Consider the following 14501-nt stretch of genomic DNA (forward strand, 5'->3'; position numbering starts at 1 on the left):
TAGGATAGTGTAGTGGATTCTAAATAGTTTATCCATCTTTTGAATAAGGGGTGATGCTTGGAGCATTAGGAGATATGTATTTTTAATATGCCGTTAAGCGCCAGGACTGCAAGCGTTGCAGTTGACGAGGAGGAGGTTTATCGATTTTTATCGGCGGATGCCTCCCGGTGTTTCGTCTACACCGACGACTCTCTATACAATTCAATTGGGTGACCAGCTGAGCAAAAATAGAGGGAAGACGAAGAGAAGAAGGATACTGTACCTTGAAAATTTGATTATTGATGGAGGATTGCATATGTGTGGAATCGTAGGATATATTGGTTTGAAACAAGCTCAAAATGTACTATTGGAAGGTCTAGAAAAGCTGGAGTATCGTGGATATGACTCCGCTGGGGTAGCTATTTATAATGGAAATACGATCGGAGTAAAAAAGACAAAAGGCCGGTTGGCTGATTTGGCTGGACATCTTGATGAGAAAACATTAACTGGCCAACTAGGAATTGGTCACACCCGATGGGCTACACATGGTAAACCATCCGATGCAAATTCTCATCCACATGTTGATGGAGAAGAACAGTTTGCTGTTGTTCATAACGGTATTATTGAAAATTACATTGAGTTGAAAGAAGAGCTCATCAGCAAAGGTCATACATTCACTTCTGAAACGGACACAGAAGTGATTGCTAAGTTGTTATCGGAAATGTACGATGGAAATCTTGTTTCGACGGTGAAAAAAGTAGTTGCACGCCTTCGAGGTGCATATGCTCTTGGAATTATCAGTAACTATGAGCCTGATAAACTAGTTGCTGTACGTTTGGCCAGCCCTCTAGTAGTAGGCATTGGTGAAGGTGAAAACTTTATCGCTTCTGATATCCCAGCTATTTTGAAACATACCCGTGATGTATATATCCTTGAAGATGGAGAAATGGCTGTTTTGGATGAAAACGGTGTGGAATTGATGACCACAGAGGGTACACCTGTTAAGCGTGATGTTTTGCGCGTAACTTGGGATATGGAAACAGCTGAAAAAGGCGGATTCGACCATTTCATGCTAAAAGAAATCTACGAACAACCAAAGGCAATTCGCGATACTTTAGCTGGACGGATTAAAAATGGATTGGTTGACCTTTCCCAAGAAGTTGGATTGACAGCAGAAAGTGTAAAACAGATCAATAAAATACATTTCGTTGCATGTGGTACGGCTTATCATGCAGGGTTAGTAGGGAAAACTGTTTTAGAACAGTTAACCCGTATCCCAGTTGAAATTGATGTTGCTTCTGAATATCGATATCGCAATCCGATCATTGATGAGCATACATTGGTTGTTGTGGTCAGCCAATCGGGAGAGACCGCAGACACATTGGCTGCATTAAGAGAAGCGAAAAGACATGGTGCTCGTGTTTTAGCTATCACCAACGTGGTAGGCAGCAGTGTTTCTCGTGAAGCTGATGATGTTATTATCACTTGGGCAGGCCCAGAAATCGCAGTGGCATCGACGAAAGCTTATACTTCTCAATTGATCGCTATTTATCTGTTAGGAATGTATCTGGCACAATTGTTGGAAACAAGCGCAGTTGCATCATTTGGTACTCTGCTTGAAGAAATTCAGTCCTTACCTGAAAAAACAGAAGAGGTATTAGAACAAGCAGATAAGATTGCTGCCTTTACCAAATCAATTGTTCACCATGAACACCTATTCTTCTTAGGTCGTGGGATGGATTATGCAGTAGCATTAGAAGGATCACTCAAATTAAAAGAGATTTCCTATATCCATTCCGAAGCATACGCAGCTGGTGAATTAAAACATGGAACACTAGCTTTGATCGAAGAAGGTATTCCGGTTATTGCACTTGCTACTCAACATGCTTTGTTTGAAAAAATGGTCAGCAATATCCAAGAAGTAAAAGCCCGTGGTGCACATGTACTCGGATTGGCTTCCCAAGGGGATAAGGAACTCTTAAAATCTGCCGATGAAGTAATGTACATTCCTGCTATCCACGATCTGTTCGCTCCTGTGTTAGCAGTAGTACCACTACAGCTTCTCGCTTACTATGCTTGTGTGGAGCGTGGATATGATGTTGATAAACCACGTAATCTAGCAAAAAGTGTAACCGTAGAGTAATAAAATATTTTTTAAGGAACGGTATGAAATTTTCATGCCGTTCTATTTAATTTATAGGTTTTTTAGATGAATGATTTTTAATAACTGTTCAGCCATATAAGTAGCACTATATTTAAACCCTTGATTGATCCACTCAATGATCATTCCCAATATGGCATTAGCTTGATAACTTGCATACAATTCCTCGTCTAAGTCAGAAACATATGCCACATGTTTGGATAAATCTTGTAATACTAGCTGCTTTAATTCATTTATAATTCGATTGTGAAAGCTTGATAAAATGTTTGTTTTAACAACAAGTACATAAAAATTGGCATACTTTTCAACATGATGAAAGATCGTAATAGCAGAAGCAGTTAAATCTTTTAAGACGAATGTTTCTGCCTTTTCATATGGTTCTAGATAGGATGCAATTAAATCTTTGATAACATCATGGACGACTTCGTCTAACAGCTCTTCTTTAAATTGATAATGCTTATAGAACGTGCCGCGATTAAGGTCTGCTCCCTGGACGATATCGGTAATTGTAATCTCTTTGAATTCCTTGCTTTTCATTAAAAGAAGCAAGGAATTTTTTAATGCAGTTTTAGATTTTATTATTCTTCGATCTAACTTTTTTTCAATGTTAGTCATTTACAGCCTCCCATGTTGATTTTCTAAAGTTAACAAACAACTATGTATGGTATTAGTGATTAGGCGACAGAACACTTGGTCTTTGCTGATTGAAATGTTTTACATAAGAGTATTATACTTTTTATAGAAATTAATAAACATCTGTTCATTAAAATTCTGATTTTATTGGACAATTGGAGGAATTTATCATGAAATTAACAGATAAAGTCGCAATCGTAACCGGTGCAGCTTCAGGTATGGGGAAACAGATTGCTATTTTGTATGCCAAAGAAGGAGCAAAAGTTGCCGTATCGGACTTGAATTTGGACGGTGCTAGAGCAACAGTGGAGGAGATTGAAGCTACTGGAGGTATTGCTTTTGCGATTAAAACAAATGTGGCTGAAGAAGCAGATATACAAACTTTAATCGATACTACAGCAGAGAAATATGGGACAGTAGATATATTGGTGAATAATGCAGGCATAATGGACAACTTTGAGCCTATTGGTGATGTAGAAGATGATAAATGGGATCGCATTTTTGCTATCAATACAAAGAGTGTCATGCGTTCCACTCGAAAACTTCTGCCTATTTTCTTAGAAAAGCAAAGTGGTGTAATCGTTAACATTGCTTCAGCTGGGGGATTGTATGGGGCCCGTGCAGGTGCAGCATATACTGCATCCAAACATGCAGTAGTTGGTTTGACAAAAAACACTGCTTTTATGTATGCGGAACAAGGCATTCGCTGTAACGCGATCGCTCCCGGTGGAGTCGAAACGAACATCATGTCATCTATGACAAACATCAATGAATTTGGAATTTCTCGCCAACAACTCGGTATGGCAATTAACCCGAGGACAGGAAAACCAGAAGAGATTGCAAAAGTTGCATTATTTCTTGGCTCTGACGATTCTAGTTTTGTAAATGGTACAGTTATTACGGCAGATGCAGGCTGGTCTGCTTATTAAGATAAACAATTTTGATAAAATAGAGGAGATCATCTGAGTTCTCAGATGATCTCTGTTGATTTATTTATTGAATGTTTTGTATATTATCTAGCGGATTTTGCGTAATTATTTAATAAACTCTAGTAAATCTTTGTTGAATCGATCTCGGTGTGTGATATATAGACCATGAGGAGCATTCTCATATACAATAAATTTATTATTGGGTATCAATTGTGCTGATATTGCCCCACAATATTCAATTGGCATGGACTCATCACTGTCGCCGTGAATGATTAAAGTTGGGACGTCTATTTTCGCAACTCCCTGGATCATCTGAACGCTCATGTCCACGACGATCATAAGCAATACAACGTATCCCTTTGCTGCTTAGATCGATCATTTGGTAATTCCACATAGTAGAACTCAATGACCACCCTGAAATAAAAATGACTGGTTTCCCTTCTCCCCATTCTCGATAAAAAAGTTTTGTCTGATCTATTGATTTAAAATATGGCATTTTCTATTCCTCCTTAGTTATTACTGACACTTTTACTCACATTCTTCAGAAACGTCTTCATCTTATTTAAAAGAGTTCAACTTCTTTTTGATTACAATATAAAGATACTTTCCTATCAGTATTGCATCAATGTTGTATTTCTTATGGTATTGATCGGTTTCAATAATGATGAAAAAAAAGATAGTGTAACGACAAGAATAAGAAGTCTCCAAAAATATTAATTTGACAATTTTATAAATTCGATATTTTATTATAGTGAGGAATAGACCTTCGACTCGAAGAAAGGAAATCCAATGTGGCAACCAGATAAAGAAATCTGGAATCGGCAGACTCTGCTCGCAGTCGCAGTGGAGTGTGCGATTATGCTCAACATCGATGTCTATGGGAGCAGTTATACCTTATGGATGAAGCTCCAAGGGCAAGCTTCTGTCATCACACTTGTCGCCACTCTAGTCACTGTCACTAGCTTTATCGGTTATGCACTAGTAGGTGTCCTCGTAGACCGATTCGGCACCAAAGCAGTTCAGTTGTGCTCTCTCCTTTTCATGCTGATCGCTGGAATTGGAGTTGCGGTGGCAGATGGTTGGTATGCCTTGTCATGGCAGATCTTGCGCTTCTTTCTCTGTGGGATCTTGTGGATCGCCAATGATACCCAGCTTCGTGGCCTACTCCCTGAAGGCGAGAAAAAGATGTCAGGAGTAGGTAAACTCAAATCGATTGGGACACAGGTCTCGATCTTCGGGGTACTGACTGGTTCTGTGCTCGTGAGTGAGTATCGCGAAGTATGGTATTGTCTTGGTCCGAGTGCAGCAGCAGTAGCGATCATTTGCTTGCTGTTGTCGGAACAGTCCAACCATGTACCAGAGCACGCGTCTATTCTTCCGGACAAGGAAGTTTTTCGATTGACTTTCCCTGTAATTGGGATTGCGGTCTCTGTAAATGTGTTGATCACCTATATCGTCATTGATCTTGGTGTGCGAAATGGTTCGCTGGTCAGGACTGTCATCTACATTGGCGCAAGTATCTCTGGCTGGCTGCTTGCTTTCTTGTTCAAGCAGCATCTCAGTGAGCGGAACTTCATTCGTATTGCTATCATTGCGATGGCTGGTGCGATGCTGATGCTCAACTGGTCGAACGTCATCGTTTTGACCATTGCTTCTTTGATCATCGGAATTACGTACAGCACTGTGTTCAATCAGATTTTGGGTGAAAAGACCTTTAAACTGACTGATCAAAAGGGACGAGCTGCTTCTACCTCCGTTTTGATCTATGGAATCGGGGGGATTGTCGGTGTAAACTGTTTCGGCTGGATTCGAGAGCAGATGGGTTCAGATGTGATGTACCTTTCACTTGCTGGGCTCATGTTGATCTCTCTGCCGCTGTTTGAGTGGACATTCCGAACTTCTGCCGCTTGGAAAAAGGATGGGTAAGGGGATCTATATCCTTTAGATGGATGGTCATTCTGCAACCTGCAAAGGATGTGGAATGACCATCCGGGCTTTTATTGTTTATCGCTATTTGCTGATTCAGTTAGCCAATTTTCCAAATAAAATAACCCAGCTGTGTACTAAAACAGCTGGGTTTGTGAATACAGCGAGCTAGTCGCCAATGTTGTTTAGCACACACGCTTTTATTTTTGAATCTTATAATGCAAATGTACAACTCCATTTCCAAGTGATTTAACATCAACCAATTCGATAGGTTTAAATGTATACTCGGTTTTATTTATTAACAGATTCAACCCTTTTCCTTCGAGCACTGGGGCAATATTAAAGATAATTTCATCCACTAGATTTTCGGTAAGAAAACTATTGTGCAGATCAGCTCCACCAGAGAGAAGTGCAGTGTGATGCCCTTTTTCGTTTAGAAACTGTAGTGCTTCTTGTGGAGACGAAACAATAGTGACACCTGGTATTTCTTTGTTACTGCGAGAAATTACTACTATGTCTAAATTTGCAAAATCTTCTCCCCCGCCTCCGCTGGCTAGCATTCCTTCAAATGTTTTTCGACCGACGATAAAGTTCCCAGCAGTTTTTGCATGAGTGGCAAAGTCTTCAAGTGCTTCTTTTTTTGGTGGATTTTCTGGACCTGATTGTGCATAGTTTCCATTTGCAGATAAAGTTGCCCATAAGATTGTTTTCATGTTAAATAACTCCTCTTATTTTTTTAAATTTTTTTGTGGTTGCTACATATCGAATCGCTGCTGCAATCCGATCAGGGCGATCTTCTTGAACATAGTGAGATGCATCTTCTAAAATTTCAGTTTGATTGTTTGGTAAGTATTTTTGCCATTTTTCCATTTCGCTAAGCGGAAATCCTGCACTATCTTTGGTTCCCCAAAGAATTTGTGTTGGAACATGGCTCAAACTGGATAGTTTTGACTCAGTCTCCGCTAACCATTTATGTGCCTTACGAATGCTTCTAGGAAATACCCATGTGGGCTTCCTGGATGCTGGAGTAGGAAAAGGATCAGTATATGCTTTTTTGAGTGTTTCTGTAATTTTCTCCTTATGGTGAATGCCACCCGGAACAATTGTTTTTGCAAAAAAGTTTTTTCTCGTTTGCAGCCAATATCCAAGCGGCCAGCCGCCCATTGCAAGTGAGAAAAGTTTCATAGCTGGAAGTGCTGCCGGCCAAGCCCAAGTATTCATCAAAACAATTCCGCTTATATTTTCCGGGTGGTTAACGGCATAACTCATTCCAATTGGTCCACCCCAATCTTGGACAACGATCACAAAATCTTTTAGTTGCAGCTGTTCTATAAATTGGTTAAGAGCTTCTGCATGTTCTTGTGGTGTATAGTTGTAGCTGCTTGGAGCCTTGGACATTCCCAATCCAGGGTAATCCAATGCAACAAGCCGATAATCCTGTCGGAGTTCCTTAATCACATTCCTATATAAATAAGACCATGTTGGATTTCCATGTAGTAAAAGGATCGTTGGACCTGTACCTTCGTCAATATAATGAATATGTCCATCTTTGTATTCCATCCATTTATCTTCAAATGGGTATTCTGATTTATCTACTTGAAAAGGTCGTTTCATTTTGTTTTCCTCCTCGAAATCATTTTCTTATGTTGAACTTGATTTTATCTTAGACTATGATGGTGACAAAACTTGTCGTAGTTAAAAAGAAAATGAAAAAAGGAATAAAAACAAATGTCCAATAAATCTCAACGTCTGATTGAATTGATGATGACAGTAAATCGAAAGCGGAAATTTACAGTAAGAGAATTGGCTGATGAATTTGGTGTATCTAAGCGAACGATATTACGGGATTTGCAGGATTTAAGCGGATTGGGGGTTCCTTTGTATTCAGAAGTCGGCCCGCATGGTGGATATCAAGTGTTGAATGAGCGTGTATTGCCACCTATTGCGTTTACAGAGGAAGAAGCAGTTGCTATGTTCTTTGCGAGTCATGCCTTGAGGCACTATTCTTCGTTACCTTTTGAAGAAGAAACTGCTTCAGCTTTGAAAAAGTTTTATTTTTATATGACAGGGGACGTTCGGGACCGAATTGATCAGATGAAAAACCGATTCGATTTTGTTATTCCTATTCGTCAGACAAAATCTCCTTATTTGTCGATTTTATTAAAAGCAGCTGTCGAGCAACGAGTGATTAAAATAGAATATAAATCCAAGTCAGAGCAATCTATTCGAGAAATTCAACCGATCGGTGTATATGCTAGCAGCGGTCTATGGTATTGTCCCGCATATTGTTTTATGCGAAAAGATATCCGACTGTTTCGCTGTGATAAAATCACCGCTGATATCCAATTTTCCGAGACAAATCCAATTGATCTGAAAGATGTTCATCTTGGTAATCGTATGTCGATGAGAAAAGGGAATAATGCTCCCCTAGATATGTATGTAGAGTTGAATTCAGAAGGTGTTCAGCGATGTGAAGCTGACATCGGGAGCCGTTTTCCAGTAAATGTGAGGGAAGATGGAACTGGATGGTTAGAAGCTAAAATTCATAAACGAGATACACTATTTTTAGCAAAAGTATTTATTGGATTAGGAACAGATGCTATGGTACAAAAACCAGTAGAATTAGTTGATGAGATGAGGAAAATACTAGTAAAAATCATGAGCCAGTACAAAGGAAACAGCCAATGAATCGAGAACGGCTGTTTTCCCATTAGTTGAGCCATTTTGTACATAAAGCTGTTATAATCGTTTGCTTTGGTCAGCTCTTTGACATTATCCCATTCCGATAGAACACTGATAAAACTCTCGAAGACATTGGTAAATAACTTTTCTTCCTGCTTTTGGACGGCAATCATCGCGATGATCTGTACTTTTTCTGCTCCCCATTGAACAGGTGTATCATTGCTGATAATACTTATGCCAGTTTTGGGATGATGTTATGTGATGGAATATCTCATCATGCAACGCCAAAACCAGAAGATGTATTTGCGACCATGAGACGCAATCAAATGGAGTATTTCTTTGCGGATGTCTTACTCAGAGGATTTTATCCAGGGTATGTATTTTGATTTTTTGAAGATCATGGATTTGATATTCAAATTGAAGAACAAGATGAAGAGGATCTTAAAAATACAGCTGATTTCCTTACTTTTTCTTTTTATTACACCCGTATACCAGATGCAGAAAGTGTAAAAAAGGAAAATTCATTCTACATTAATCCATTACTACCAGCGAGTGACTGGGGTTGGTCCGTTGATCCGATTGGATTAAGAACCACACTAAATATGTATTATGATCGATACCAAGTTCCAATCATGATCACGGAAAATGGGATTGTGGCTTATGATAAACTAGATGAAAATGGCGAAATTCATGATGATTATCGGATTGATTAACGGAAACACATCGAACAAGTGAAAAATGCAATTTCTGATGGCGTAGTGTCAGAGGAATTACCCATGGGGACCAATTGATATTGTCAGTTGCTCTTCATCTGAAATGAGTAAAAGATACGGCTTCATCTATGTTGACAAAGACGATCAAGGAAATGAAACTCTGTTAAGGAAAAAGAAAGACAGTTTCTATTGGTATAAAAATGTTGTTGCATCTAATGGTGAAGAACTGTAATACTAAATATACTGGACAAAAATTATAGTTCTAAATAATGAGGGAAGATGAGGTTGTGTATTTCACTTTGCTTATGAGTATACTACCAGAACAACCTTATCTGACCTCTCTTTAACTCTAACCGCAGTGTACATAGCAAAGTTAATGAGTTGCAGGGAAAGAAGAACTTTATATTTTTGTTTTAGTAGATGAGAGGTATAAATTTTATCTTATCTACAAAGCGAGATTAGGAGTATAGCGACTTGTGCCCTAGTCTGAGGTGCATAAGTGCAACTGAGCCTCTGTCTGCGCCTTGAAAGGTAAGATACATCGACAAGTTTTCTTTAGAGATTTTTTTATTTTTACAAAAGATTAGGAGGATCATGATGAAAGAAAAAACATTTACGGTGATAGAAGAGGCAGGTATACATGCGCGTCCAGCTAGCCTTTTAGTGAGCAACGCAAGTAAATTTAGTTCAGAAATCAACATAGAATATAAAGATAAAAAAGCTAATTTAAAATCTATCATGGGTGTAATGGCATTAGGTATTAAAAAAGGCGAGACAATTAAAATAACCACAGAAGGTTCTGATGAGGATGATGCGATCGTCAAGTTAGAAGAGTTACTAAAAAGTTCGAATATGGCTAGTTAATTTCTATAAGAAAAGCGCTGTTCCTATGAAAGATACAGCGCTTTTCTACTTTATGAATAACCGCTTTTTTTGAAGCGATTCTTTTTGAATACAAGAAGCGGGCATACTCTGAAGATTAAGCAATTCTAGTTTAAGAAGGTTTTTCTTTTATTTTGCCGAATTAACTACTATCGATTTGAAAGGTGAGAATGTTATGTCGAAAATACTTTTATCTGTGAATGGGATGTCTTGTCAACACTGCGTTCGAGCTATTGAACAAGCAGTTGGCGCACTAAAGGGAATGCACACCGTAGTGGTCGATTTAAATAAACGGGAAGTAACGGTGTCTTTCGATGAACAGCAATTAGAGATTGAACAGATAGTGGATGTTATGTTGGAAGAAGGTTATGAAGTAGAAAAAAGCAATTAGTTGGTGTATAAGATGAAAAACAAATTGGGCTTCCTATTGGTCAGCCCATTATTTGCGTAAAAATAAGTATGAAAGAAACGATTTCGTTTTTGCTTCCAATTGAGCTAGTTCTCTTTCTTCTTGTGCGATTACTTGGTCTAACCAATCAATATCATTTTTTATTCTTGTTCGTAAGCCATCCCGTTTGATCACAAATTCTTCCGTTGTCCATTTTTCATAACTTTTTCGATCGCTCACGGCTAGTACCAACCCTCTTTTTCTGCTTGGTCGGTGGTTTCTTTTAGATCCTCGATGTCGCGAAGAATTTTTTCTTGGAGCTCCTCTTTCCGCTCCTGTCCACTTTTATAATCTTCTTCCATTAAGCATCCCTCCACCCCCAATTATGATACATTTTTAATGATAAACCATATATTACCCATCTGCAATATTCATATTTTTACAAAATTAGTAAGAAAATTTGGGCAATATGTGTCTATTGGATGTCAAAAGACTTTAATCAATAATATATTCAAAGATTTTTTTGAAGCTAAAAAAGCTAGCCTTGATGTGGCTAGCTAGAAATCATATTTTTGCTTATATTTTTGTGGTAACAAAGAAAATGAGAACCAACATAACGAGTAAAGATAGGTTTAAGATCATGATGTATCGTTTTAAGAATGAGGCAGTTGTACTGCTTGCAGCAGATTCTTTTGCTGCTTTCAGTAGTTTTTTACCATAAAAAGCAATAACTAAAATAAAAACGATAACAAAGAGAGATCCAACTCGTTCTTTGACCAAAAGCCAGAGTGGTTTATTTGCATCATATTTCATCAACATATACAATCCGGTGATCAAAGCTATTACAGAAGTTGGAATCATCATGGTAAGGTTCCAGCGATGTGCAGTTGCGAGTGAATTGGCCATGATGGTTTCATCATTGGTACGGGTTGCATTGCGAAGATACATGGCCATCAAAGTAGTTGCACCAAACCAAGTCGCTACACAAAGTACATGAATAAACAAGCTTATTTTTACATCCCACATGTTTGTATTACTCCTTCGTTTACCTATGTAAAATATGTTATACAATTGTCAATGATATATTATCATGAAGCAAAACAAAGATTCCACTTTGAGAGTAATATGTGTGATAAAAACCTTAGAATATAATTGAAAATTAGAAAAGGTGTGGAGTAGTGATTGTAGGAATAGGGACAGATATCGTTGAGTTGTCGCGTATAGAGCAGATTGGAATAGACCGATTAATAAACAGAATATTAACTCCGAGCGAACAAGCTTTGATACCAGTAAAAGAGAAGCGAAAGATAGAGTTTGTAGCAGGACGTTTTGCTGCAAAAGAAGCAATTTCCAAGGCTTTAGGCACTGGAATTGGGGCGGATTTTGCTTTTTATGATGTCTCGATTCTTTCGGATCGACTTGGAGCTCCTAAAACACAATGGAAAAACCAAGAAAATAAGCCTGCCATTCATTTGTCTATTTCTCATAGTGATCATTATGCAATAGCGATGGTAGTCTTGGAAAAATAGCCCTTCAACAGAGGGCTATTTTTTTTCACGAATAACCGGTTTTTGCAAGCATAAACATGTACCAATTAGAGGTTAGACAAGTACCTTGCTTCCTAAAAATCATAAGGAGGAGAGAAATGCAAGCTAGATGGGCTGGTGTACTCTGCTTATTTTTATTGTTGACTGCTTGTGGTCCGAAAGATTCAAAAGATGTAATAGAAGATTTAACTGATCGTTCTCAGCACTTGGAGTCGTATTCCAGTCATGGAACTATGACGATAAACAATGGACAAGAGCCACAATCCATTGACATTGAGGTTTGGTATCAGAAGCCTAATTTTTATCGGGTAGCACTTACAAACACAAAGAAAAATATTACACAAATCTTATTAAAAAACAAAAATGGTGTGTATGTATTGACTCCACATTTGAAAAAAAGTTTTCGTTTCCAAAGTGATTGGCCGCTTAATAGTGGACAAATTTATTTGTATCAATCAATTTTACAAAATGTGATTACAGATCCGAAGCGGCAATTTCGAACAGAAAAGGATGATTATCGTTTTGACGTAGCAACGAATAATGATTACCATCGTACTTGGGTGAAACAACAAATATGGTTGGATCAAGATTATTTACCAAAACGGGTAAACATTTTAGATGAGAATAATCATGTGATGGTCCAAGTCAAGTACGATAAGTTTAAACTAGATACTACATTTGACAAAAATGCTTTTGATATGGACCGTAATCTTCAAGGGTTACCAGAGAACACAAAGCAAACCATGGCAGATACATCAAAAACATTATCTGCTGTAACTCCTGGATACTTGCCTAGTGGTAGTAGATTAGTAGATGAAGAAACTATTCAAGGTATGCATGGACCTATTGTTGTGATGCGATTTATGGGGAAACAACCGTTTACACTCACCCAAAGGGCAGCGAAAACAATGGAAACTAGTACGTCGATGAAAGGTGATCCTATTGATCTTACTGATGCAGAAGGTGTTTGGATGAAATTTGCCACCCAGCAACATCTTTCTTGGACAATGGATGGGAAAGACTTTGAATTGGTAGGAAATATCCCACTAGAAGAGATGCAAAAAATCGCCAATTCGGTATTAAATCAAACTGAAAAATAATAATTTGTTTTAAGCAATGGCCAATTTTGTTATAATAAGACTAATTATTTTCATTTGGCTATTGCTGGGGTGAACGGTAGTGGAGCATACGTATTATCGAGATACCCGTATTGAAGTGGATCTTGATGCGATTGAGCATAATATCACTCAGTTTCGTCAAATTTTACCTGTTGGAACGAAAATCCTTGCAGCGGTAAAAGCCGATGCATATGGACATGGAGCTGTTACTGTTTCACTTGCTGCAATCTCTGCAGGAGCAACCCATTTAGGTGTAGCATTTGTAGATGAGGGCATTCAGTTAAGAGAAGCACAGATAAGAGCTCCTATTCTTGTGTTTGGGTATATTCCTCCACATGCTATTGAAACAGCGCTTTCGTTCGATTTGACTTTTACGGTCTTTGATCAAAATCATGTAAGACAGATTGAACAGGTAGCGCAGAGATTGAGGAAAACTGCGAAGATCCATTTAAAAGTAGATACAGGGATGGGTAGATTAGGAATAGCACCAAATGAAGTTATTTCCTTTATCAACCAGCTTAATAGCTTGAGATGGGTGGAACTTGAAGGAATATATACGCATTTTGCTACAGCTGATGATGAAAACTCAAATTACTTTGAGCATCAGTTGTGTCTATTTGAGGAGATTTTGCAACAATTAGATGAATTAGGGATTGAAATTTCACTCAGGCATGCTGCTAATAGTGCTGGTGCTTTGCGTATGAAGCAAAAATGGTGTAACTTAGTACGCATAGGCATTAGTATGTATGGATTTCAGGATGTATCAAATCCAGATGTCAAGTTGAAACGTGCATTGAGTTTGAAATCAGCTATTACACAACTTAAATGTTTGCCTAAGGGTTCAGGTATCAGTTATGGCAAGACGTACACGACTTCCACCGATGAATGGATCGCGACCATTCCAATCGGGTATGCTGATGGACTGCCTCGACATCTTTCCAACAATGGGATAGCGCTAGTCGGTGGTATCCGGGTTCCAATCGTAGGTCGGGTTTGCATGGATCAAGTGATGTTGAGAGTAAGTGAGGCAATGCCAGTGGCTGTCCATGATGAAGTAGTTTGGATTGGCAAACAAGGTGGTGAGGAGATTACAGCTGATGAGATTGCAGAGCAAATCGATACGATACACTATGAGATTGTAACACGTCTCGGTAGCCGAGTACCTCGCCTGTATTTCCAAAATGGTCAACTTGTTTCAGCTCGGAATGCACTTTATTCTGAAGCGGGAACAAAAGATAAAAGGAATTTTCCTATTTTGCACGAATAAAGTTACAATAAATACTTCCTTTCTTGGAAACCTTAAAAAATAGTTGCAAGTGAAGGGAATATTTTGTAAATTAGATCACATGAGCAGTGCTCATCCCACTGGTAGTAGGTTACCTCTTTATTGCGATTTCTGAGACGAATAAATTTTCTCAAGGGGTAAATCTATTCGAGGTAAAAAAACTAGAACGCTGGTGGCAGGTGTTCCATCTATGCAGTCATTTTTAACTGCATAGGATGGGCTGATGAGACAGCCCTTAATTAGGAGTCGCACAAAATA

18 protein-coding genes and 1 pseudogene are annotated in these 14501 nt (G+C 38.4%); 11 read left to right on the top strand and 8 right to left on the bottom strand.

Annotation, left to right across the window (positions count from 1 at the left end; all coding sequences use genetic code 11):
* The first annotated feature begins 295 nt into the window (after positions 1-295).
* The gene (glmS, locus tag AC5WOE_RS11830) at positions 296-2122 is read left to right on the top strand and encodes a glutamine--fructose-6-phosphate transaminase (isomerizing) (protein ID WP_496052662.1); all 1827 of its coding nucleotides are present in this window, start codon (positions 296-298) and stop codon (positions 2120-2122) included.
* Positions 2123-2173: 51 nt separating this feature from the next.
* On the opposite strand, the gene AC5WOE_RS11835 is transcribed toward glmS, so the two are convergent.
* Positions 2174-2755, bottom strand: coding sequence for a TetR/AcrR family transcriptional regulator (locus tag AC5WOE_RS11835; RefSeq protein ID WP_496050387.1), 582 nt, complete (start codon positions 2753-2755; stop codon positions 2174-2176).
* Positions 2756-2943: 188 nt separating this feature from the next.
* Here AC5WOE_RS11835 and AC5WOE_RS11840 point away from each other — a divergent pair, with 188 nt between their 5' ends.
* Entirely contained in the window at positions 2944-3702 is a 759-nt protein-coding gene (locus AC5WOE_RS11840) for an SDR family oxidoreductase (protein WP_496050388.1), read from the top strand.
* A 105-nt stretch (positions 3703-3807) separates the two neighbouring features.
* Here AC5WOE_RS11840 and AC5WOE_RS11845 read toward each other — a convergent pair whose 3' ends face one another.
* Positions 3808-4041 carry an alpha/beta fold hydrolase gene (locus AC5WOE_RS11845; protein ID WP_496050389.1) on the bottom strand — a complete coding sequence of 78 codons (234 nt, stop codon included), beginning with the start codon at positions 4039-4041 and terminating at the stop codon, positions 3808-3810.
* Entirely contained in the window at positions 3956-4198 is a 243-nt protein-coding gene (locus tag AC5WOE_RS11850; RefSeq protein WP_496050390.1) for an alpha/beta fold hydrolase, read from the bottom strand. The genes AC5WOE_RS11845 and AC5WOE_RS11850 overlap by 86 nt, the downstream gene beginning before the upstream one ends.
* A 293-nt stretch (positions 4199-4491) precedes the next feature.
* On the opposite strand from AC5WOE_RS11850, the gene AC5WOE_RS11855 reads away from it, so the two are divergent.
* A complete protein-coding gene (locus AC5WOE_RS11855; RefSeq protein ID WP_496052663.1) occupies positions 4492-5628 on the top strand; it encodes an MFS transporter in 1137 nt (378 codons plus the stop codon).
* A 200-nt stretch (positions 5629-5828) separates the two neighbouring features.
* Here AC5WOE_RS11855 and AC5WOE_RS11860 read toward each other — a convergent pair whose 3' ends face one another.
* Together AC5WOE_RS11860 and AC5WOE_RS11865 are read right to left on the bottom strand one after the other, a co-directional pair.
* Entirely contained in the window at positions 5829-6341 is a 513-nt protein-coding gene (locus tag AC5WOE_RS11860; RefSeq protein ID WP_496050392.1) for a dihydrofolate reductase family protein, read from the bottom strand.
* Between the two features lies 1 nt (position 6342).
* Positions 6343-7242, bottom strand: a complete 900-nt coding sequence (locus tag AC5WOE_RS11865) for an alpha/beta fold hydrolase (RefSeq protein WP_496050393.1) — start codon at positions 7240-7242, stop codon at positions 6343-6345.
* Positions 7243-7356: 114 nt separating this feature from the next.
* Between AC5WOE_RS11865 and AC5WOE_RS11870 the strand changes: the two genes are divergently transcribed.
* The gene (locus tag AC5WOE_RS11870; protein WP_496050394.1) at positions 7357-8316 is read left to right on the top strand and encodes a helix-turn-helix transcriptional regulator; all 960 of its coding nucleotides are present in this window, start codon (positions 7357-7359) and stop codon (positions 8314-8316) included.
* Positions 8317-8417: 101 nt separating this feature from the next.
* Here the strand turns inward: AC5WOE_RS11870 and AC5WOE_RS11875 are convergent.
* A pseudogene (locus tag AC5WOE_RS11875) lies at positions 8418-8546 on the bottom strand (hypothetical protein); the annotation flags it as partial.
* Positions 8547-8726: 180 nt separating this feature from the next.
* On the opposite strand from AC5WOE_RS11875, the gene AC5WOE_RS11880 reads away from it, so the two are divergent.
* The 4 genes from AC5WOE_RS11880 (at position 8727) to AC5WOE_RS11895 (ending at position 10296) form a co-directional block, all read left to right on the top strand.
* Complete coding sequence (locus tag AC5WOE_RS11880; protein WP_496052679.1) at positions 8727-9023, top strand: family 1 glycosylhydrolase; 297 nt, start codon at positions 8727-8729, stop codon at positions 9021-9023.
* A 103-nt stretch (positions 9024-9126) separates the two neighbouring features.
* On the top strand, positions 9127-9255 hold the full coding sequence (locus tag AC5WOE_RS11885; protein ID WP_496052664.1) for a family 1 glycosylhydrolase: 129 nt from the start codon (positions 9127-9129) through the stop codon (positions 9253-9255).
* Positions 9256-9620: 365 nt separating this feature from the next.
* Positions 9621-9887 (top strand): phosphocarrier protein HPr, encoded by a 267-nt coding sequence (locus AC5WOE_RS11890; RefSeq protein WP_496050396.1) that lies wholly within the window; start codon positions 9621-9623, stop codon positions 9885-9887.
* A gap of 193 nt (positions 9888-10080) precedes the next feature.
* Positions 10081-10296: a heavy-metal-associated domain-containing protein gene (locus tag AC5WOE_RS11895; RefSeq protein WP_496052665.1), complete on the top strand. Its 216-nt coding sequence runs from the start codon at positions 10081-10083 to the stop codon at positions 10294-10296.
* 48 nt (positions 10297-10344) lie between these two features.
* Here the strand turns inward: AC5WOE_RS11895 and AC5WOE_RS11900 are convergent, their stop codons facing one another.
* Positions 10345-10533, bottom strand: a complete 189-nt coding sequence (locus tag AC5WOE_RS11900) for a hypothetical protein (RefSeq protein ID WP_496050398.1) — start codon at positions 10531-10533, stop codon at positions 10345-10347.
* Positions 10534-10869: 336 nt separating this feature from the next.
* Positions 10870-11319, bottom strand: a complete 450-nt coding sequence (locus AC5WOE_RS11905) for a DUF2269 family protein (protein ID WP_496050399.1) — start codon at positions 11317-11319, stop codon at positions 10870-10872.
* A gap of 152 nt (positions 11320-11471) precedes the next feature.
* Between AC5WOE_RS11905 and acpS the strand changes: the two genes are divergently transcribed.
* The 3 genes from acpS to alr all read left to right on the top strand — a co-directional run bounded on the left by acpS (position 11472) and on the right by alr (position 14225).
* Complete coding sequence (gene acpS, locus AC5WOE_RS11910) at positions 11472-11822, top strand: holo-ACP synthase (protein ID WP_496050400.1); 351 nt, start codon at positions 11472-11474, stop codon at positions 11820-11822.
* Between the two features lie 116 nt (positions 11823-11938).
* Positions 11939-12940, top strand: coding sequence for an outer membrane lipoprotein-sorting protein (locus AC5WOE_RS11915; protein WP_496050401.1), 1002 nt, complete (start codon positions 11939-11941; stop codon positions 12938-12940).
* A 79-nt stretch (positions 12941-13019) separates the two neighbouring features.
* The gene (gene alr / locus AC5WOE_RS11920; RefSeq protein WP_496052666.1) at positions 13020-14225 is read left to right on the top strand and encodes an alanine racemase; all 1206 of its coding nucleotides are present in this window, start codon (positions 13020-13022) and stop codon (positions 14223-14225) included.
* Positions 14226-14501 lie beyond the last annotated feature (276 nt).

The sequence above is a fragment of the Shimazuella sp. NTD248 genome (genome assembly GCF_059510395.1).